Here is a 19,725-nt window from a genome sequence, read left to right on the forward strand (position 1 = left end):
ACTACACGTTTAATATTAACAACATTCAGAACTTTTAGTCCACAAAAAAGAACCGATTTTATCAATCGGCTCCTCTAAATACATATTGTTCTTTCGGCTGTTCAACTTTATTCCATTTTGTTACTTCTAATACAGGAATATTCGCATGAAACGGCTGATAAAACTCAGTAGTTATCTCTCCTTCTACTTGAATCCAGTCATCATTATTCCACTCTACGCCTTCTGGTTTTTTCACTAACATACCATACACACCAGAATCTGCTACGCAATGTATAATACCGAAACGGAATAAGAAGTATTGTTCTTTTTTAGAAGAATCATCTCTAAAAACAAACCCTTTAAAAGATAATTTTTTCCCAGTAAACTCGCCAGGATAATTATAAATTGTTTCCATACCCTTTAGGAAGTCTTCATCTTTCAAATTAATATTGTCTTTCGTAACAAACTCTTTCTTCCCTTTTTCCATTACACCGCGGTATCCTTCTTTCCCGTAATAAATGCTCGTATCAGGTCTTAGGAATTGTCTTGTCATAAATGGATCCTTACTTTCTGCTTGTGCAACAGGAAAGTGAAAGCCCTTCGCTTTAACAATATCCGAATCTAGCGTCGCAATTGGGAAAAATAACCCTGAGATAATTGGAAAACAAAACAATGAGTACGAAAATGCTTTTTTCCACCATGTATTCTCATCTTTTGAATGATCATGCCCGCAATGGCTATGATCGCAACTGCAATCATTTTTCTCTTTTTCCTTTTGGTGCTCTTTTTGGAAAACGACGATAATTTGTATAATCGTTAAGAAACCTAAAATAATTGCTGCTGTTGTTGATAAATAGGCATACTTCATATTGATATACTTCGTAATGTTACCGGAAATATGCAGTTGCGCAATTAATATTGTAAAACCTAATAATATATATGCTCGAAACATAACCTACCACCCCATCGCATAAATGAGTAGTGAGCTTGCATAAACAACAAGAGTAACTGTAACTATAACAACAATTACAAATTTCGTTTTAAATGTCGCAAGCATCATAAACATATTTTTAATATCCACCATCGGTCCGTAAACGAGGAACGCGACAAGTGAAGCTGTTGAAAACGTACTTTGGAACGAAGAAGCGATAAATGCATCTGCCTCTGAACAAAGTGATAATATATAAGCAAGTCCCATCATAACAGCTGATGAAGAAAATGGGCCTTGTCCAATAGCAAGAAGTGTTGAAGTTTGTACAAACGTTTGTACCGCTGCTGCAATTAACGCACCTAGTACTAAATATTTTCCCATTGAGAAGAATTCCTCAACAGCGTGTGTACATACATCCCACATTTTTTTACGCAGTGGACGCTTATTATTCACTTCTGGGAAGTGATCATCTCTTAATTGATGTTCTTTAAACATAAAGGATAATATAATTCCAACGATAATGGCTACGATAATCGCTACAATAGAACGATACCATACCATGTGCATACTACTCCCAAAGGCAACATAAGTAGCAAATAATACAACTGGATTAATAATAGGTCCAGTTAACATAAATGCAATCCCTGCGTATGGTGGAACGCCTTTTCCAATTAATCGTCTTACAATCGGAACAATTCCACATTCACAACCTGGAAACAACATGCCTAAAAAAGTAGCTAATAAAACAGACAGAAATCGGTTCTTCGGCATCCATTTTGCCACCATATCTTCTGTCACAAACATTTGAATGAATCCTGAAATAAATACACCAATGAGCACAAACGGAAGTGCTTCGATTAATATGGAAATAAAAATTGTATTCATTTGCAGGAATGCTTTCGGTAATTGAAACAATTCCATGATGTATTTCCTCCAACTTTTCATTAACAATATGTAATTTTAACCCCATTTCATTAATTGGACAAGGTTTATATGACATACATACCCTTTATATACATTACATTGTACAAGTTATATTCTATTCAAAATTTGAGATTTCATAGCAAAAAAGCTGCTCTAGCGTAGTTATATAACTATGCTAGAGCAGCTTTCTTATCGTTAAAAGTAACGTTTCTTCCAAAAAACAAAAGCTAACGTGAAAGATAGTGTTACACATATGATGAGTACAATTACAAAACCGTGGGCTTCTCCTTCAAACGGAACCTTTACGTTCATTCCAAAGAAACTAGAAACCATCGTCGGTAAAGATAAAATGATCGTAATTGACGTTAACAGTTTCATAACACTATTTAAATTATTTGATATAACGGAGCTAAAAGTATTCATCATTCCACTTAAAATATGACTATATATTTCCGCCATTTCAATAGCCTGTTTATTTTCAATTAATACATCTTCTAATAAATCTTGATCGTCTTCATACATTTTTAAAAATGTACTATTACGCATTAACTTTTGAATTACAATTTTATTAGCCTTTAATGACGTTGTAAAGTATACTAAGCTTTTCTCAAGGCCTAATAATGTGAAAATCTCTTTATTTTTCATTGACTGATTTAATTGATGCTCTAAATCAATTGTTTTTCGATTTATTTGCTTTAAGTATCTTAAATAATAAGTAGAAATCGTATATAAGAGCTGAAGTGCAAAGCGCGTCTTCTTAAACGTATAAAATTCTTTAATACGTTGATTAATAAAACGTTCAAAAATTGGATTCTCTTCTAAGCAGATTGTAACAAAACAATCCGGCATCACAATCATACCTATTGGAATCGTGTCATAAATCGAATTTCCTTCTTCGTCATGTCTAACTGTCGGAATATCCACGATAATTAAAGTATTATTGTCTTCCTTTTCAATACGAGAGCGTTCTTCATCATCCAAAGGGTCTTTAATGAAATCTAAGTCTACATTTAAAGTTTGTACTAGATATTGAATTTCTTCTTCTGTTGGATGAAGTACATTAATCCAGCACCCCTTTTGCATTTCCTCAATCTCTTGTAGTTTTCCGTTTCGGTCTGTTAAATATATATTTAACATACTATCACCCCGATTCTTTTTACATGTAGGAATCTACCTCTCTTAAATCACAGTTTTTAAACCGCCATTCTCAGCATATGAAACATACGTTTAAATTTCAATAGAAAAATTATTTTGAAAACGTTTTTATAAGAAAAATATTATAAAGTGAAACTTTAATCAGTGGGAGCTTCATCCCCCCCACTGATTTTCAACCCTCACCAATCGGGCTTTTACGGACTGCCCGCCCCCAACCAAACTTCTTTTCTTTCGCTGAATTTTGAGATGAGGATCTTACTGCCCGTTAGAGCGGGATAAACATAGAAAAAGACAGAGTGCTCTCTGCCTTAAAAGCTTATGTTGCCTTTATAACATATTTAGAAAGCATCCACAAGTTAAACCCGACTGAAATCGTATAGCCCGCGTATGTTGAAATGATAAAACTTACATAATCGAAATACGGAAGCAATACAATATTTAAAACTATCTTCACAATAATTCCAATCACTAGTCCTAGCACCGTCTTCTGCTGTTGATTGATTCCTTGTAGCATAGCAGCCGTTACTGTAAAAAGAGAAAATAGTATGCAAGCAGGAGCATAATACTGTAAAATGATTCTCCCCATCTCTGGATCATTTCCAGCACCAAATAAAAGGGTATATACAGGCTTGGCTAACACCATCATTCCAATTGCCGCCGGTACCGTAATCGCTACTACTAATACATTTGTTCTCGTAAAATGTTTGTACAATAGCTTCGTATTTCCTGCTGTATAAGCTTTCGTCATCTCTGGTACGAGAGACATACTAAAAGCTGTCGCAACGGATACCGGGATAAGCACAACCATTTGAACAAGGCCAATTATCGCATTAATTTTTTCCGCTTCGCCTTGCATATACCCTATCTGTATAAGTAGTTTATTAATTGTAAATGTATCAATCGTCTGATACAACGGAATTGCTAAGCCTACTACAACAAAAGGAATAGAATATGTAAAGAGCTCCTTATAAAGTGAGAAAAAAGATTTCGTTGTTTGTGGTATACTTGCCATTTCTTTTTTCTTTAAGTGCCTTCTCCTTCTCATATAATACGCACTTAAAACAGTTAATCCACCTACAGCTCCCATAAAGGCACCGAACGTTGAAATACCAACTGCTAGTGAAACAGAAGCTTTTAAAACATATAAAACGACAAAGCTTCCTATTTAAATGGTTAAAACACGAAAAAATTGCTCTACAACTACACTTAATGCAGAAGGCCCCATCGATTGGAATCCTTGAAAGAAGCCCCTTAATAAACTCATTACTGGCACAAGTATTAACGCAAAACTTACAATTCGAATATTAGTAGTAACCGCTCCTACACTATTCCCCGTTTGATCATTCCCATCGATGACAAGTTTAGCTAAATGCGGAGCTAGCATATATAACGTAAAACACGAAATGACTCCCATTATAAACATAAACACGATTCCACTTTTCAACACTCTCTTAACCGTATGATAATCATTCAGTTGATCATATTTTGATACCATCTTTGAAACAGCTAGCGGTAATCCCATTGTTGCTATGCTGAGCATGATGGTATAAGGACGATATGCATATGTGTATAGAACGTAACCACTCGTACCGACCATCGCTGTAAATGGTATAACATATATAAACCCTAACATTTTTGATATCATCGTTGCCATCGTTAAAAATATCGTTCCACGTATAAACGGTGACCCTTTCATCACATTCCTCCGCTACGCTTTATTATTACACATTATGGACAACTCCTTTTCTTTAGAACCGAAACAAATAAAAAAGCCAATGAAAAATCATTGACTTTAACGCGCTGCTTTTTTCTTTTTGAAATACTTTAAACCAAAGTATAGAGCAATAAAAAGAACAGCTCCTATAATTATGTAATGTGTGTAATCAGATGCATACTCTTTAATTTGTCGCCAATTCCCACCAAGTTTTTCACCTAAGTATATAAATAGAATTGACCATGGAATGATCGCTACAACCGTATAAAGTGTAAATAGTTTTAATGGCATCTTAGCTAGTCCTGCTGGAATAGAGATCGCATGACGTACTACTGGGATAAAGCGCGCAGAAAATATTACGCCTGCTCCATAACGCTTAAACCAACCTTCCGCTATGTCTAAATGATGTTTATTAATAAGTAGATATTTCCCATATTTCTCTACAACCGGACGCCCTCCGTAGTATCCAAGCCAGTATAAAAAGATTTGCGCTAAAGTACCACCAATCGTTCCGGTGATAACTGCACCCACAAAACTAATTTTACCATTCGCTACTAAAAAGCCAGCATACGAAAGTACAATTTCACTCGGGATTACTTCAATCATTAAAGCAAGAGCTACTCCAAAGTAACCTAAGCTTGCAAAAAATTGCAATAACTGATCTATTATGTTTGCTAACATGTTCTTTTTTATCTCCTTTTTTCTTCACATACCATCCCATTATTACATAAAGGCTGCAATCTGCCAATATCTTCATTTTAACAATATGTACAATTCAAGCAGGATTAATCTATTAATTTCTCTTTCTGCGGGTCTTTCATGTAGGCAAACATCTCTTTAATTTGGTCTTCTGTATTTCTAGCAATTGATAAATTAGGCAATTCATTTTCACCAAAAAACTCCACCTCTTCTGTTTCAATGCTAGTTTTCTTTTCTCCACCAATAATCTCACATCCAATGAAAATCTTATATACATGCGTCGCCGATGGAGATGGTTGATGTTTTTCTTTATCAAATATAGCTAGTAACTTAAAATGATCTACCTCATAACCAGTCTCTTCGAAAACTTCTTTTGCTGCAACTTCGGTTGGCGTATAACCGACATCAGCCCATCCACCTGGCAATGCCCATTTCCCATCGCTTTTTTCTTTCACAAATAATAACTTTTCATTTTGAAAAACAACAGCTCTTATATCAACTTTAGGTGTTTGATAGCCTGTCTCACTTGCAAATAATTTCTCTACGACTTCCCAATCTGTTTTCGTGTAATGTGACATCATTGAAATAGAAATATCTCGTAATTGCTGGAAACGCTCAATATCATACACATCCTTAGAATACGTTAAACCCGCTTGAGCTATAGATTGTATTTGTTTTACCCAATCAATCCATTTAATCGTCATATATCCGCATCCCCATTCTCTATCAAATATATTACTTCATTTTCATTGATACATCTTTATTATACAAAAAAAAAGAGATTGATAACGTTTCAATCTCTTTCAAAATTAATCCAATTCATGTAAGTGGTCTTGTATATACTTTCTTCTCTTATTTATATATTCATAAATCATATCAGCCTCTTGATCAAATGTTTCTAATTTTTCTTTCATGTATGGATCTTGTAGTAAATATGGACGAATCAATTCACACAACCCTTCTACTTTCGGCCTCATAAACGAAACTGTAAATTGATCTTCTAATATTTCTTCTAAAATACTTCGATACTGCTTTCTAAATACAGGTATGTCTAGCAATCTTGCACTCAACGTATTATACCCTTGAATGCGAATATATTCATGATTAAGCGGTCTCCCTTGTACATCTCGCCCCCAAGTCGCATCATAATCCCACGGTATAACTTCAAATAAATTTGTTTCATCGTTATGATATAGTGCATAGTTATGAACAAAACCATCAAAGTTTTGCGTAAAAATAACTCCTGCTAACCATCGTAAATATTTATCTACATGTAGAAACTTCCCAATTTCTTTTTCATAGGCTTCCCTCGTCAAAGTATTCGCTTGAAATACAAATTCACTCAGTTGTTCTTCACTATTTTCATTCGAATATTTAAATTCATAACCCGCAAAGAGCTCTGTCTTAACATCTTTATCTCGTTCACTCATTAATGAAAAATTCGCATCATCATCTATCGCATAATAAATAGAACCACTCGGTAATCCTCTATTTTTTAAAAAATTTTCATCAACCGATTCTAACTGTAAGTACACACCTTGAATTTGACCATTAATTTTTATAAATACATGTTGTGATTTTGGCGAAAGTACACCAATATCATGAAAAAAATCTAAAGATAATTTATTTCTTATGAGAGACGGATCCATAAACTCCGAATTCAAATGAAACTCTTTCGCACCTTGAAATTTTTTAGGCTTATAAAACATAACATGATAAGACTTTTTCTCAAATTCCCGAATATGAGCTCCTCGGTATACGATATCAATATCATACTTCTTTTTTCCATAAGTTAATTTTGCTGGCACTGGACTATCTGACCAAATGTCCTTTTTCAATTCCACTAAGTACATTGGATGAACAAAAAAATCATATGAAGGCAGCATGTTTTCTCATCCCTTCTCAGTTCTCTTCATTCAATGTATGCGCCTTGTCTTGTCCATACATCCGCAATCATCTATTTATATAAAATTACACTCTTGTCCTGTTCAGAAAGATGCCTACATACATATCATGTTAAGGAAAAAGAATACCTTTTCACTTTAATACATGATAAGGAGGATTTCTATGAAACGTGATATTAGAAAAGCTGTCGAAGAAATCAAAAGTGCTGGGATGGAGGATTTCTTACACCAAGATCCAAGTACTTTTGAATGCGATGATGATTGCACTACAAAAATAGAGTGTAACGAAGATTGTAAATGCCCAAGAACAAGATGTACTCGCGTGAAACATTGTACGTTCGTTACAAAATGTACTCACGTTAAAAAGTGGACATTTGTTACAAAATGTACTCGTGTTCGCGTGCAAAAATGGACGTTCGTTACGAAAGTAACGCGTAGAAAAGAATGCGTTTTAGTTACAAAACGTACTCGTAGAAAGCATTGTACATTCGTTACAAAATGTGTACGCTTTGAAAAGAAATTTTACTGGACTAAACGATGTTACTGTAAAAAATGCGAATTCTTCCCTAATGGACACGGTGGCTCTTGCGACGATTCGTGTGATGACGGAAAGAAATGGAACGATTGCAAAGATGGCAGACATAAATTCCCATCTTGCAAAAATAAGAAATTCGATCACTTCTGGTATAAAAAACGTAACTGCTAGTTTTTATACCACCCAAAAAAAGGCCGTTTTGCGGCCTTTTTTACATTTATTGAAAGTGACTTATATCTGCAAATTGTTTCACTTTACCAATACCCTCTTCAAATTCTATTATGCTCAAACTGGCACTATGCATAAATGGATCATCCCACACATTTTCTATTTCAATTCCCGCGAAATGCCCTACAAGTAATTTTGCTGCTGCCGCATGAGACACAATCAATATATTTTGTCCTTTATGCATCTCTAAAAGAAGCTGCATCCCTTCAATTACTCTTTCATAAACGGCCTCAAAATTTTCGCCTGATGTTGACTGAAAAAGATGTGGCTCATTCCAAAACAGATGTACTTCTTCTGGAAATTGCTTTTCTATATCCGCGATTGTTTGTCCTTCCCATATACCCATGTTGATTTCATAGAAATGCTCATCCGCTATAATGGGTATATCACGTTCCCCCTTTATTAACTCTGCCGTATGAAGTGTTCTTTCGCTCGGACTACTATAGATCGCATGGATTGGTAAATCTTTCATTCGATTTCCTAATTGTTTCGCCTGAACTATACCATTTTCAGTTAAAGCAGAATTTTTCCGTCCCTGCATTCGCTTCGCTACATTCCACTCTGTTTCACCATGCCTTGTTACATATATAGTTGTTTTCATTTCTTACTCCCCCTCACCATGTTGGTCGTAATTCCCACGGTTCAACTCTCCCTACAATCCACTCCGCTCGTTTACTTTCAATCCTTTTTATAATTCCATCAGCTATCTCTTGATGAGTAAGCCACCTTCCATATGTATCTTCTAAAATAAAACCTAAAATAATTCTATGATAAATACATCGCGTACTCCCTATTTTTTGTGCAGGCATACGTGATGCTTTACTACCTAAAATATGAAATAAACTCTATGTTTTAGACGACAAATCTAGTTCTTTACAAATATTTGATAGTGCATGCTTTGCACTTGTGTGTACCCATGCAACAACTAATGTGATCGGGCCATTTTTCTTAATTGTACTTTTAATAGCTAGCTTTACATCTTCATCATTATGATAATCTAACGAAAGGCATGTAATATTTTCTGGTGCAGAACTCATTCGCTTAACATTTTTTAATTTCACTTCATCTCGTCCAATAATAGAAACATAAAATCCTTTCTCACAAAGCCACATAGAAACTTTCTTTAGCATTCCTGTCCCACCAATTACAAGTGCATGCAAATGCTATCCCTCCCTAATAAAATGTCATATGAGGTTTCTCATCTCTATAATAATTTAAACGGTCTTGCAGTGTCCCTGAGTGAAACTCAAATTTATGACCGTCAGGATCAACAAAGTATATAGATTCGCAATCTCTTACATCACGTTCTCTTCCTTGTAAAATATGAACATCATTTTCTTCTAATCGCTGTATTAGACATTTAAAGTCTTCTTGTTCAACAGAAAATGCAATGTGCGTATAAGATTGATGAATCTCATTTCTCGGAATATGCGTCTCTTCATTAAGCGCTATCCATACTCCACATATGTTAAAATAAGCTAATTTTCTTCCTTTAACTAATAATTCTCCTTCTAATACTTTTTCATAAAACATAATAGAGTTTTCTAAATTAGATACCGAAAAACAAATATGATTGATTCCTCTTAACAACTATAATTCCTCCTTATACAAATAAAAGATGAGCGAAAATTCACTCATCTTTTATTATACTATTTTTTTGTAATATATGCCCATTTATAACTGAAGTCCCCGCCAAACGTATGGTTAGCAATGCCTTTTACAAATGGCTTCTCTAAATAAGCTGTACTTTGTTGGTACGTAGGAGAAATTGCTGCGTCTTGACCAATTAAGATTTTTTCAGCTTCCGCAAGTGCATTCCAGCGTGCTTTATCATCTTTTAATAGCTCTCCTTTTGATTTCGCTACTAAATCATCATACTTCGGATTAGAATAATCCATTTCATTAAATGAGCTTCCAGTAACAAACATATCAATATAAGTCATTGGATCCGGATAATCAGGGCTCCATGCAGATAATGAGAATTCATATTGGAATTTCTTTTCTAAATCTAGCTTCTGCTTGTATGGTTGCTGTTTCAAATTCACTTTAATACCAGGCAAGTTTTTCTCTAGTTCTTCCTTAATAAAGTCGCCTACTTTTTTACGGCTACCGTTATCATCGTTTAGTAATTCAACCGTAATTGTATCTTGACCAAGCTCTTTCTTCGCTTCTTCCCATAATTTTTTTGCTTTCTCTGCGTTATCTTTACTATCACGGAAGTTTTTATTTACAGAGCGGAAATCTTTTCCATCCGGACCTGTCGTGAATTTTTCAGGTACTAAGAAATATGCTGGCAATGAACCGTCATTTAAAATGACATCAGCAATTCCTTTTTTATCGTATGCTAAATCAATCGCTTCACGTACTTTTTGGTTTTTAAATGTTGCATTTTTTTGGTTAAAACGTAAGAAATATATGCGCGGGTCTAACTTCGTTTTAAATTCATCTGGTTTATTCTTTTTATATTTATCAACAAATTCAGAAGTTAAAATAACTCGATCTGCTTGATCACTATCATATAAATTTACTCCCGTGCTTGTTTCCTTCACAATACTTACATTAATTTCGTCTAACTTTACAGTATCTTTATCCCAATAATTAGGATTTTTCTTTAACTGATAATTTTGTTCATGTTTCCATTGACTCATTGTAAATGGTCCATTATATACTAATTTATCTGCTTCTAATCCGTATTTATCTCCTTGCTCTTTCACATATTTTTCATTTAATGGGAAAAATGTAGGGAACGACGTAAGCTCAAGAAAATAAGGTGCTGGTTGCTCTAATTCTACTACCAACGTTTTATCATCCTTCGCTTTAACACCCAGTTGATCTAATGGTAATTCTCCTTTATTTACTTTCTGTGCATTTTTCACATCAAATAAAATGAATGCATATTCTGCCGCTGTTGCTTTATCTAATGTACGTTGCCATGCATATACAAAATCTTGTGCTCGAACTGGATCACCATTTGACCATTTCGCATCACGTAATTCAAATGTATATGTCTTTTTATCTTCACTAATCTTCACATCTTTTGCCATACCTGGTGTTGGTTTATTATCTTTATCTAGACGATATAAACCTTCCATTGCATTTACAAATACACGGAAAGATACAGAATCCGTTGATTTAGATGTATCCATTGAAGGAATTTCAGCTGTTTCTAGCAAATTTAAAACTTGTTTATCGGCCATTCCCTTATTCGATTCTTTCTTCGTTGTCGAAGCCTTCTCACCATTCCCACACCCTGCAACCAATACACTCGTCGTTAACGCAAGTGCAGCAATTGTTGTTGTCTTTCTCTTCATTCTTCCTTCCCCCAATCTATATGTATAAGTTAAATCCTATATAATATATTTTATTATACAAAAGATTCTGATTATTTTAAATATTTATTTTAACAAACATAGAAAAAAGCGATCGGAAATTTCTTTCCAGCCGCTTTCTTGAATAGCATTTACTTGTAATCCATCCTCTATATCAAATGGATTTTGAACTTTAAATATTTCTTCCATTAGCTTCAAAAACTCTTCTTCAGTTTTAGATTCACCATTAACCATAAATGAGTATGGTTCCACTTCACCTAATTTATAATCGACAACAAATTGAATCTTCACCTTTTGTCTTGGCGTTCCGGTGTTATATCCTTGGAATTCTACTAATTCTAACCCTTCCGTTCCACGATAATATATCCAACCTGAATTTTGAAAATAATTTTCGAAAGATTCACCTATTGAAAAGAAAGGATATTCATAAAGCGAGCTTGTACGAACCTTTTGAATAACGTCTCGATCAGTCGGAAAAAAGAAATGACTAAAAAATATGCTAGCAACTGCTAAAATAGTAACAATTGTCGCTCCCATTTTGCTCGTTCCGCCGCTATCATTGATTAGATAGTTTTCAACTGATTTATCTTTTATTTCTCTTGCTTTTATTCGGTATATACGTCTTTCCGCAAATTGATAGTACAATCCATTTGCAAAAATCCCCATTCCAAACAGAATAAAAATGAGTAATAAAAACGTAAGAGGCACCATATTAATGATTGGCAACGCTACATTAAATCCCATATAATACGAAAATGCATCACACGCTACTAATAACAACATAAATAAAGCAGCTGGTACATAATACTTACGATATCCTAGCCAGCCTATATTGAAAATAGCAGCCCAACCATTCCAGCTCCACCTAGCAATCCGCTTATTCTCAAGCTCCCATTTCCTTTTGTAATACGGATATTGTCTCCCTACATATACTTCTAGTTCTTTATCTATTAACGAGCTACCTTCATCTTGTTCATTATCCAAGTTTCGCTGACAACTTGCACAATTTAACTGTTCCTCCTCGCAAGGTTGCCCACAATTTATACATTTCAAAACAATCCCTCTTCCCATCCATACGTCATTTCAAAATACCTTCGTGTTTTAATAACCACTCTTTCCTCCATAAACCACCAGCATATCCAACAAGCTTTCCACTCTTCCCTATTACACGGTGACATGGAACAATTATTGAAATTGGATTCCGACTATTTGCCCCTCCTATTGCCCGTACAGCTTTTGTATTTCCAACTTTCTCTGCAATATCTAAATATGAAGCACTTACGCCGTATGGAATAGTATAAAGTGCATCCCATACATTTTTTTGAAATGCTGTTCCCTCCGCAGACAGCGGGACCGTAAACTCTTTTCTTTTCCCTTTAAAATATTCATCTAACTCATTTATACATTGTTCTATCATTTCATTTTTATTTTCTTCTTGTCGTTCATCAACAAATATAACAGACGTAATTCCTTCTTGATTCGCTGTAATTTCAAGCAAACCTACTTCGCTTTCATAATAAGCCTGGTACATATGCCATCCTCCAATTCAGTTCATATTAGTCATTGTAACACGAATATACAAAATTTTTCGTATAAGCGTTTTATTAGAGAAACAAAAAAGAGAATGATACAATGTAAGAAAATTCAATCTAGGAGGCTATTGGATGAATTCCGAACTTTTTTCACCTTATACAATTAAGGACGTTACATTAAAAAACCGGATTGTTATGTCACCTATGTGCATGTATTCATCGGAAAACGGGGATGGCCAAGTAACGAATTTCCATCTCATTCATTATGGAACAAGAGCTGCCGGCCAAGTTGGTTTAGTTATGATTGAAGCAACAGCCGTGTTACCTGAAGGTCGAATTTCAAATAAAGACTTAGGCATTTGGGATAACAGTTTAATTGAAGGCTTACATAAAACGACTACTTTTATACATGATAATGGTGCAAAAGCTGCCATTCAACTCGCTCACGCCGGAAGAAAAGCAGAACTAGAAACAGATGCGTTAGCTCCTTCAGCCATTCCATTTAATGAAACAATGAAAATGCCAATAGAAATGAGCAAACACCAAATTAAAGATACTGTATTAGCTTTTCAGCAAGCTGCAGTACGATCAAAACAAGCTGGATTTGATGTTATTGAAATACACGGTGCTCACGGTTATCTTATTAATGAATTTCTTTCTCCGCTTTCCAATAAGCGGACTGATGAATATGGTGGTTCACCTGAAAACCGCTATCGTTTCTTACGCGAAATCATCGACTCTGTAAATGAAGTTTGGGACGGACCGTTATTTGTCCGTATTTCAGCAAATGATTATCATCCTGACGGGCTAACGGTTCAAGATTACGTTCAGTATACAAAGTGGATGAAAGAACAGGGAATAGATTTAATCGATTGTAGTTCTGGCGCAGTTGTACCAGCACATATTGATGTGTATCCTGGTTATCAAGTACAATATGCCAAACATATTAAAGAGCATGCTAACATTGCAACTGGTGCAGTTGGATTAATTACGACCGGAGTACAAGCAGAGCAAATTTTAAATAATAACGAAGCAGATTTAATTTTTATCGGACGTGAATTACTTCGCAATCCGTATTTTCCAAGAATAGCGGCCAATGAACTTGGCTTTGAATTGCAAGAACCTCACCAATATAAGCGAGCACCAGGAAAAATTCATACGAATAAATAAAACCGAGAAGTCATTCTTCTCGGTTTTATTTATTCTATCGTTGTAATTTCATTTGAATTATAAGTATGGATACCCGATTCTTCTCGCAGCGCGGTTATATACATCCCTTTCGCCACATCTTTAGCTGAAATTGGTTTATATTTTTTGAAAGCTCCTTTAAAGATAAACGGAATAATACGAGATAACTTTTCAGCCATTCGTTCGCCGAAACGAAATTCTTGTCGATTTCCTACTAATAATGATGGTCTAAAAATGTGAATACCACCAATCACTAACTTTTGCAATTCTTCTTCCATTTTTCCTTTCACTTGTGAATAAAAGAAGAATGATTTAGGATTCGCTCCCATAGAAGACACGACAAGGAAATTTTGTACCCCTTGTTTTTCAGCTAAACAAGCAGCTCGTAACGTATATTCATAATCTACTTTTTTAAAATTTGCTTTTGTTTTTGCTTTTTTTATTGTTGTTCCTAAGCAACTAAAAACATCATCCACAGCAAAGAACTCTTTATATTCCTCTAATACCGAAAAATCAACTTGTTTCTGCTGTAACTTCTCATGTTGCAATTGCATTGGCTCTCTTACAAAAATAGTAACCGAATCGTAGTAATCTGATTCAAGTAATAGACGCGTTATCTCTTGTCCAACTAAACCACTTGCACCAAGTATTAACGCTGTTCGCTTATTCATATATGCATATACCTCTTATTTTACTTTTCTCTCCTTTAGTAAAATACAACCTTTAGGAGTTTCCTGCTCTTATTTTACCACAAGTAAAACACTATGCGTACGCATAGTGCTTTACTCACTCTTTTTTCTCATCTCTCTCTTGTAATTTCGTTATTGTTGTAGCGTCCCCTAAATTACTTATTAATCTTCTTAAAAAAATTAATACGAAAGATAATGGCAATACTACCGCTAATATTAATAAAATAGCTTCCATTAAATAACCCAAGCGCTCATCCCCCTCTTTACCTCCTTTTCAATATATGAAAACAGCGTTGTCACATATGCATGCATTTGCAAAAATAATACACCTATATTTGACAACTTTATAACAAAAACAAATCGGAATGATTATTATTTATTGCAACTTTATTAAAGATGTATTATACTAAGTTCGCAAACTAAAACGTAATTATTCCGTTTTGTATTAAAATGATATTTTTCTTCTATAATTGGGGAAAATATATCCGTAAAAAGAAAAGAGGAGAACTTCATGCCTAAAAGATTGACTATATTTTCATTCTTACTTATTTTTACCTTAATTTTCGCTGGCTGCTCAAATAAAAAAGAAAGTAATGCCAAGAAAGATGGAAAGCTAACAGTTTATACAACGATTTTCCCACTTGCTGATTTCGCAAAGAAAATCGGTGGCGACTATGTAAATGTTGAAGCGATTTACCCACCTGGTGCAGATTCACATACATTTGAACCAAGTCAAAAACAAACAGTACAAGTTGCAAAAGCCGATTTATTTGTTTATAACGGCGCTGAATTAGAACCATTTGCTGAAAAAATGGAAAAAACATTACAAAAAGAAAATGTTAAAATTGTAAATGCATCTAAAGGTATTGAGCTTCGTGCTTCTACTGAAGAAGAGCATCATGATCATGGAGATGGCCATAAAGAAGATGAACATCATCACGATAAAGACCCGCATGTTTGGTTAGATCCTACTCTAGCAATGAAACAGGCAGAAAAAATTAAAAATGCACTTGTAGAATTACAACCTGAACATAAACAAGAATTCGAAAAAAACTTTGCAGCACTTCAAACTAAATTTACTGATTTAGACGATGGATTTAAGGCAGCTGTAGCGAACGCAAAAACGAAAGAAATTTTAGTTTCTCATGCTGCCTATGGTTACTGGGAACAACGATACGGCCTAAAACAAATTCCTATCGCTGGAATTTCAGCTTCTGATGAACCATCTCAAAAGCAGCTTGCTGACATTACAAAAACAGTAAAAGAACATAATCTAAAATATATTTTATTCGAAACATTCTCTACTCCAAAAGTAGCATCCGTAATTCAAAAAGAAACTGGTACAAAAGTTTTACGCTTAAATCACTTAGCTACTATTTCTGAAGATGATGCAAAAAATAATAAAGATTACTTTACTTTAATGGAAGAAAACGTAAACACATTGAAAGAAGCAACAAACTAATCCATTACACTTTCTAGGCAGCTGAATTTGTTATTCAGCTGCCTTTTTATGTATTTATCCTTGACTTGACCAAAATAACAAGTAAAATTATCCATATTAGCTTTAAAGCTATATTAATTTAGAAGGTGAGTTGGAATTATGAATCTTCACATTTGTGAAGTAACAGCAAAAAATTGGCGTTCAGTAGTTGCTTTAGACGTCGCAAAAGATCAGCAACAATTTATTGAAAGTAACGCGTTTTCTTTAGCAGAATCATTATATGAAGGAAACGGAACGTCAGTAGGTTTATATGATGGAGAAACACTTGTAGGATACGCAATGTATGGATGGTATTCAGTAAAACATAAAAGTGTATGGCTCGATCGCTTTATGATTGACCAACAATATCAAGGAAAAGGATACGCAAAACGTTTCCTTCGCTTACTCATTCAATTCTTACAAGAAAAATTTGAATGCAAAATAATTTACTTAAGTTTACATCCAGACAACAAACTTGCAATGGGACTGTATGAATCATTTGGTTTCCGCTTAAATGGGGATATTGATGATGAAGGTCCAGTTGTAGGTGTTGTAATGGAGTTACTAATAGACGAAAATATAAGCCTGTGAAAACAGGCTTTTTATTATACATTTATCAATTTTTAGTTTCTCTCCCTTATTTAATTCTGTTTTGCAATCTAATAGAATGCTCATAAAAAATAAGCCTGCAATTTACGCAGACTTATTTCACACACTCCTCGAAATGTTCTTGGAACCACTCTTTATTAATATCTCTTCCGATAAAAACTACTTCACTTACTCGCTCTTCGCCCTCTTGCCACTCTCTATCGTACGAAGCAGCAAATAACGTATGTACACCTTGGAAAACGATACGTTTATCTACTCCATCTATCGATAAAATTCCTTTGTAACGATATAAATATTCCCCTAGCTCTTGAACGACAGCTGACATCCACTCATTAAGCTTTTGTAAATCCAGCGGACGTTCTTCACGTAATACAAATGATTTCACACCTTCTAAGTGGTTATGTTCTTTATGAGGGTAAATTTGCAACGTATCTTTCATTTTAAACGTTTGGATTTGTAATAAAGATGGTATATCTACCTCACAGTTAGTCGCCTCAATTAACTTTGCAGTCGGGTTAATTCCTTGAATTTCATGCAAGAGATTTTCTTTCTCATTCTCTTCAATTAAATCTAATTTATTTACTAAAACGACATCAGCAAACGCAATTTGCTCTTTTGCTTCTAATCCTTTTTCAAAATGTTTATGTATATGATAACTATCTACTACCGTTACAACACCGTTAATTTGGTAAGCAGATTGAATGACTGGATCTAAAAAGAATGTTTGAATAATCGGGCCTGGATTTGCAAGGCCAGTCGTTTCAATTACTAAACCATCAAAATCCATTTTCCCTTCCGCTTTTACGTCCAGTAACTGTTTTAAAGCAACGAGTAAATCTTCACGTACAGTACAGCATAAACAGCCATTTGTCATTTCCATAATTTCTTCTTCCACATTCATAATCAACTGATTATCAATGCCAATTTGCCCTATTTCATTTACAATCACCGCTAATTTCTTACCGTGATTTTCTGATAAAATACGATTTAATAATGTCGTTTTCCCAGATCCAAGAAAACCAGTTAATATTGTTACTGGAATCATTTCGTACATCTCCTTATAGCTATATGTTTCTACATTATAGCATATGAACACTCCCCCACTTAACAAAGCTTGAAGTGGGGGTTTCTAACGTTTCGACCTAACGGACGATTAACGTCAGGGGAGTTAACACATTAGCGAGCTGTTTCACGCCTAACCCCTCTATCCCATTTGTCCATGCATTTGGGATTACTTTTCGTAAAATGTTAGCCGCAGCATTTACATCTGCATTAATTAAAGTTTTATTTGCTGAACGATATATACCGCGCTTTATTCGTTTTCCTGAAAAAGTTGTATTTTGGTCATTTTCTCCATACGTTGGAATGAAGTCGTTATCCAGAAAACTTGCTTTCGATGTATATGATTCTTCAGTTACAACAACTTGAATGCCTACAGCATTTGCTTTGTATGTAATCATTTGAATCAGTAAATTATGCGGGATATGACAAAACGATTGGTTATTTCTTTTTCCCATATTCGTTTCTTGTTTCCAACTTTTGTTTTGACCAATAACGATTTTACAAACTTCTTCTTCTTGAGCTAGTTTTACGATGTGGTGACTAACTTTATGGAAGACGTCTTTTATTTTCAAGTAACGTTTTTGATGAAGTTTTTCTATCCTTTTAGAAGTAAAAGGTCCTTCATTCGTTTGTTTTCCATTTCTAAGAATGCTTGTAAAATGACTCTTCATTTTGTTGTAATATTGATTTATGCTTTTGACATGTTTGCCCTTAACAAGGACAGGTTTCATACCTGTGTTTGTTACGATGGTTGCAAGGTTATCAATCCCTAAATCAATACTCATATAACGAGCATTCTCTTCAATCATTTGTTGTTCAGAAGGAACATCAATTACCAATTCCACTACATATTCATTGTATTTTGGAATCACACGAACTTGTTTCAGTTTACCTTCAGTGAAACCTAGTTTCCCAATATTTAATTGCAATTTCGTCTTTGGAAACTTTAAAAATCTACCGTTTTTAATGATGCAATCTTGGTTTGTATACAGAATCTCTTTTTCAGAAGAACGAATATACTTTGGAATCCTAGGCATTCCATCATATTTGTTTGGATTCTTTTTATAGTCTTTTAAACTAGCAAAAAAAGATTTCCAATTTTGGAACAAACCTTTCATGATGGACTGGCTACATTGCGTAGGCAAAGCTCGATAATCATTTTGAATCATAGCCTTAAATAGTGCATCTAGAAAGTTGTAATCTACATAAGGTTTTTCAAAATTAGGTTCTGAAAACAAATTACATGTAATCTCTTTCTGTTCTTCTTTAGGCTTTACTTTCTCTTTTTCCAATTTCTTCCGATAGACAAGACGTTGTGTGTCATTCATCTTCCCAATATTTTTATGAATATTATCCAGAACTTCTTTTTGCAAAGGCTGCAACTCTTTTTCTTGTGTTAATCCAGTGTACACCTGGCGTATATAAAAGTTTGTGGTGTTGTACATATTCTTAGCGTTATGACAACATTCTTGAAAATAAGAATACATACGATGCCCTTTTTTTATCCAGATTTGAAGAGTTTTATAGTTTGATGGATTTTCTTTTGCCATTTTATTCACCTCCTTGTTAAGGATATTATAGCAAAAAAGAACATACGTTTCCGTTTTTTTCTCAAAAATAAAATATTCCTTTCAATTCACCTCACCACCTTCATTTACGTTTAGAGATGGGAGTCCTCTCGAAAGGCATGATAGAAAAAATCGTTTTTATAGCAAAACATATTTATTGTCTGTACACCTAATTAACTATATAATAACATGTAGTAAG

At 34.3% G+C, this 19,725-nt stretch carries 19 protein-coding genes and 2 pseudogenes; 4 read left to right on the forward strand and 17 right to left on the reverse strand.

The window, feature by feature from the left end; all coding sequences use genetic code 11:
• Positions 1-61: 61 nt before the first annotated feature.
• From QCI79_RS02675 to cotH, 7 genes and pseudogenes are all read right to left on the reverse strand, one after another.
• Entirely contained in the window at positions 62-931 is an 870-nt protein-coding gene (locus QCI79_RS02675; RefSeq protein WP_000488043.1) for a TIGR03943 family putative permease subunit, read from the reverse strand.
• Positions 932-934: 3 nt separating this feature from the next.
• Positions 935-1,831 (reverse strand): permease, encoded by an 897-nt coding sequence (locus QCI79_RS02680; RefSeq protein WP_000418716.1) that lies wholly within the window; start codon positions 1,829-1,831, stop codon positions 935-937.
• Positions 1,832-2,029: 198 nt separating this feature from the next.
• Positions 2,030-2,971 (reverse strand): magnesium transporter CorA family protein, encoded by a 942-nt coding sequence (locus QCI79_RS02685; RefSeq protein WP_000932389.1) that lies wholly within the window; start codon positions 2,969-2,971, stop codon positions 2,030-2,032.
• A gap of 334 nt (positions 2,972-3,305) precedes the next feature.
• A pseudogene (locus tag QCI79_RS02690) lies at positions 3,306-4,685 on the reverse strand (putative polysaccharide biosynthesis protein).
• 96 nt (positions 4,686-4,781) lie between these two features.
• Entirely contained in the window at positions 4,782-5,384 is a 603-nt protein-coding gene (gene uptA / locus QCI79_RS02695; RefSeq protein WP_021728398.1) for an undecaprenyl phosphate transporter UptA, read from the reverse strand.
• A 104-nt stretch (positions 5,385-5,488) separates the two neighbouring features.
• Positions 5,489-6,106 carry an NUDIX hydrolase N-terminal domain-containing protein gene (locus QCI79_RS02700; protein WP_000153584.1) on the reverse strand — a complete coding sequence of 206 codons (618 nt, stop codon included), beginning with the start codon at positions 6,104-6,106 and terminating at the stop codon, positions 5,489-5,491.
• A 105-nt stretch (positions 6,107-6,211) separates the two neighbouring features.
• Positions 6,212-7,288, reverse strand: a complete 1,077-nt coding sequence (gene cotH / locus QCI79_RS02705; protein ID WP_000937997.1) for a spore coat protein CotH — start codon at positions 7,286-7,288, stop codon at positions 6,212-6,214.
• Between the two features lie 181 nt (positions 7,289-7,469).
• On the opposite strand from cotH, the gene exsB reads away from it, so the two are divergent.
• The gene (gene exsB, locus QCI79_RS02710) at positions 7,470-8,012 is read left to right on the forward strand and encodes an exosporium protein ExsB (protein ID WP_000817485.1); all 543 of its coding nucleotides are present in this window, start codon (positions 7,470-7,472) and stop codon (positions 8,010-8,012) included.
• Between the two features lie 46 nt (positions 8,013-8,058).
• Here the strand turns inward: exsB and QCI79_RS02715 are convergent, their stop codons facing one another.
• From QCI79_RS02715 to QCI79_RS02740, 6 genes and pseudogenes are all read right to left on the reverse strand, one after another.
• Positions 8,059-8,670 (reverse strand): phosphoserine phosphatase 1, encoded by a 612-nt coding sequence (locus QCI79_RS02715; protein ID WP_000858829.1) that lies wholly within the window; start codon positions 8,668-8,670, stop codon positions 8,059-8,061.
• 13 nt (positions 8,671-8,683) lie between these two features.
• A pseudogene (locus QCI79_RS02720) lies at positions 8,684-9,229 on the reverse strand (short-chain dehydrogenase).
• A gap of 13 nt (positions 9,230-9,242) precedes the next feature.
• Positions 9,243-9,659, reverse strand: coding sequence for a FosBx1 family fosfomycin resistance bacillithiol transferase (gene fosB, locus QCI79_RS02725; protein WP_000943769.1), 417 nt, complete (start codon positions 9,657-9,659; stop codon positions 9,243-9,245).
• Positions 9,660-9,718: 59 nt separating this feature from the next.
• A complete protein-coding gene (locus QCI79_RS02730) occupies positions 9,719-11,380 on the reverse strand; it encodes a peptide ABC transporter substrate-binding protein (protein ID WP_000824281.1) in 1,662 nt (553 codons plus the stop codon).
• A gap of 84 nt (positions 11,381-11,464) precedes the next feature.
• Complete coding sequence (locus tag QCI79_RS02735) at positions 11,465-12,469, reverse strand: DUF2628 domain-containing protein (RefSeq protein ID WP_002196418.1); 1,005 nt, start codon at positions 12,467-12,469, stop codon at positions 11,465-11,467.
• A 7-nt stretch (positions 12,470-12,476) separates the two neighbouring features.
• Positions 12,477-12,929: a methylated-DNA--[protein]-cysteine S-methyltransferase gene (locus tag QCI79_RS02740; protein ID WP_000283913.1), complete on the reverse strand. Its 453-nt coding sequence runs from the start codon at positions 12,927-12,929 to the stop codon at positions 12,477-12,479.
• Between the two features lie 133 nt (positions 12,930-13,062).
• Between QCI79_RS02740 and namA the strand changes: the two genes are divergently transcribed.
• Complete coding sequence (gene namA / locus QCI79_RS02745) at positions 13,063-14,100, forward strand: NADPH dehydrogenase NamA (protein ID WP_001083648.1); 1,038 nt, start codon at positions 13,063-13,065, stop codon at positions 14,098-14,100.
• A 29-nt stretch (positions 14,101-14,129) separates the two neighbouring features.
• Here the strand turns inward: namA and QCI79_RS02750 are convergent, their stop codons facing one another.
• Both QCI79_RS02750 and QCI79_RS02755 read right to left on the reverse strand, forming a co-directional pair.
• Positions 14,130-14,789: an oxidoreductase gene (locus QCI79_RS02750; protein WP_001042736.1), complete on the reverse strand. Its 660-nt coding sequence runs from the start codon at positions 14,787-14,789 to the stop codon at positions 14,130-14,132.
• Between the two features lie 115 nt (positions 14,790-14,904).
• Positions 14,905-15,054, reverse strand: a complete 150-nt coding sequence (locus QCI79_RS02755; protein ID WP_000540932.1) for a hypothetical protein — start codon at positions 15,052-15,054, stop codon at positions 14,905-14,907.
• 264 nt (positions 15,055-15,318) lie between these two features.
• On the opposite strand from QCI79_RS02755, the gene QCI79_RS02760 reads away from it, so the two are divergent.
• Together QCI79_RS02760 and QCI79_RS02765 are read left to right on the forward strand one after the other, a co-directional pair.
• Complete coding sequence (locus QCI79_RS02760) at positions 15,319-16,269, forward strand: metal ABC transporter substrate-binding protein (RefSeq protein ID WP_001126151.1); 951 nt, start codon at positions 15,319-15,321, stop codon at positions 16,267-16,269.
• A gap of 138 nt (positions 16,270-16,407) precedes the next feature.
• Entirely contained in the window at positions 16,408-16,878 is a 471-nt protein-coding gene (locus QCI79_RS02765) for a GNAT family N-acetyltransferase (protein ID WP_001048676.1), read from the forward strand.
• Between the two features lie 112 nt (positions 16,879-16,990).
• Here the strand turns inward: QCI79_RS02765 and QCI79_RS02770 are convergent, their stop codons facing one another.
• Positions 16,991-17,941 (reverse strand): CobW family GTP-binding protein, encoded by a 951-nt coding sequence (locus tag QCI79_RS02770; protein ID WP_000613420.1) that lies wholly within the window; start codon positions 17,939-17,941, stop codon positions 16,991-16,993.
• Positions 17,942-18,038: 97 nt separating this feature from the next.
• Complete coding sequence (locus tag QCI79_RS02775) at positions 18,039-19,508, reverse strand: RNA-guided endonuclease InsQ/TnpB family protein (RefSeq protein ID WP_001040871.1); 1,470 nt, start codon at positions 19,506-19,508, stop codon at positions 18,039-18,041.
• Positions 19,509-19,725 lie beyond the last annotated feature (217 nt).

The sequence above is a fragment of the Bacillus cereus group sp. MG1 genome, assembly GCF_040460035.1.
Classification (GTDB): domain Bacteria; phylum Bacillota; class Bacilli; order Bacillales; family Bacillaceae_G; genus Bacillus_A; species Bacillus_A cereus.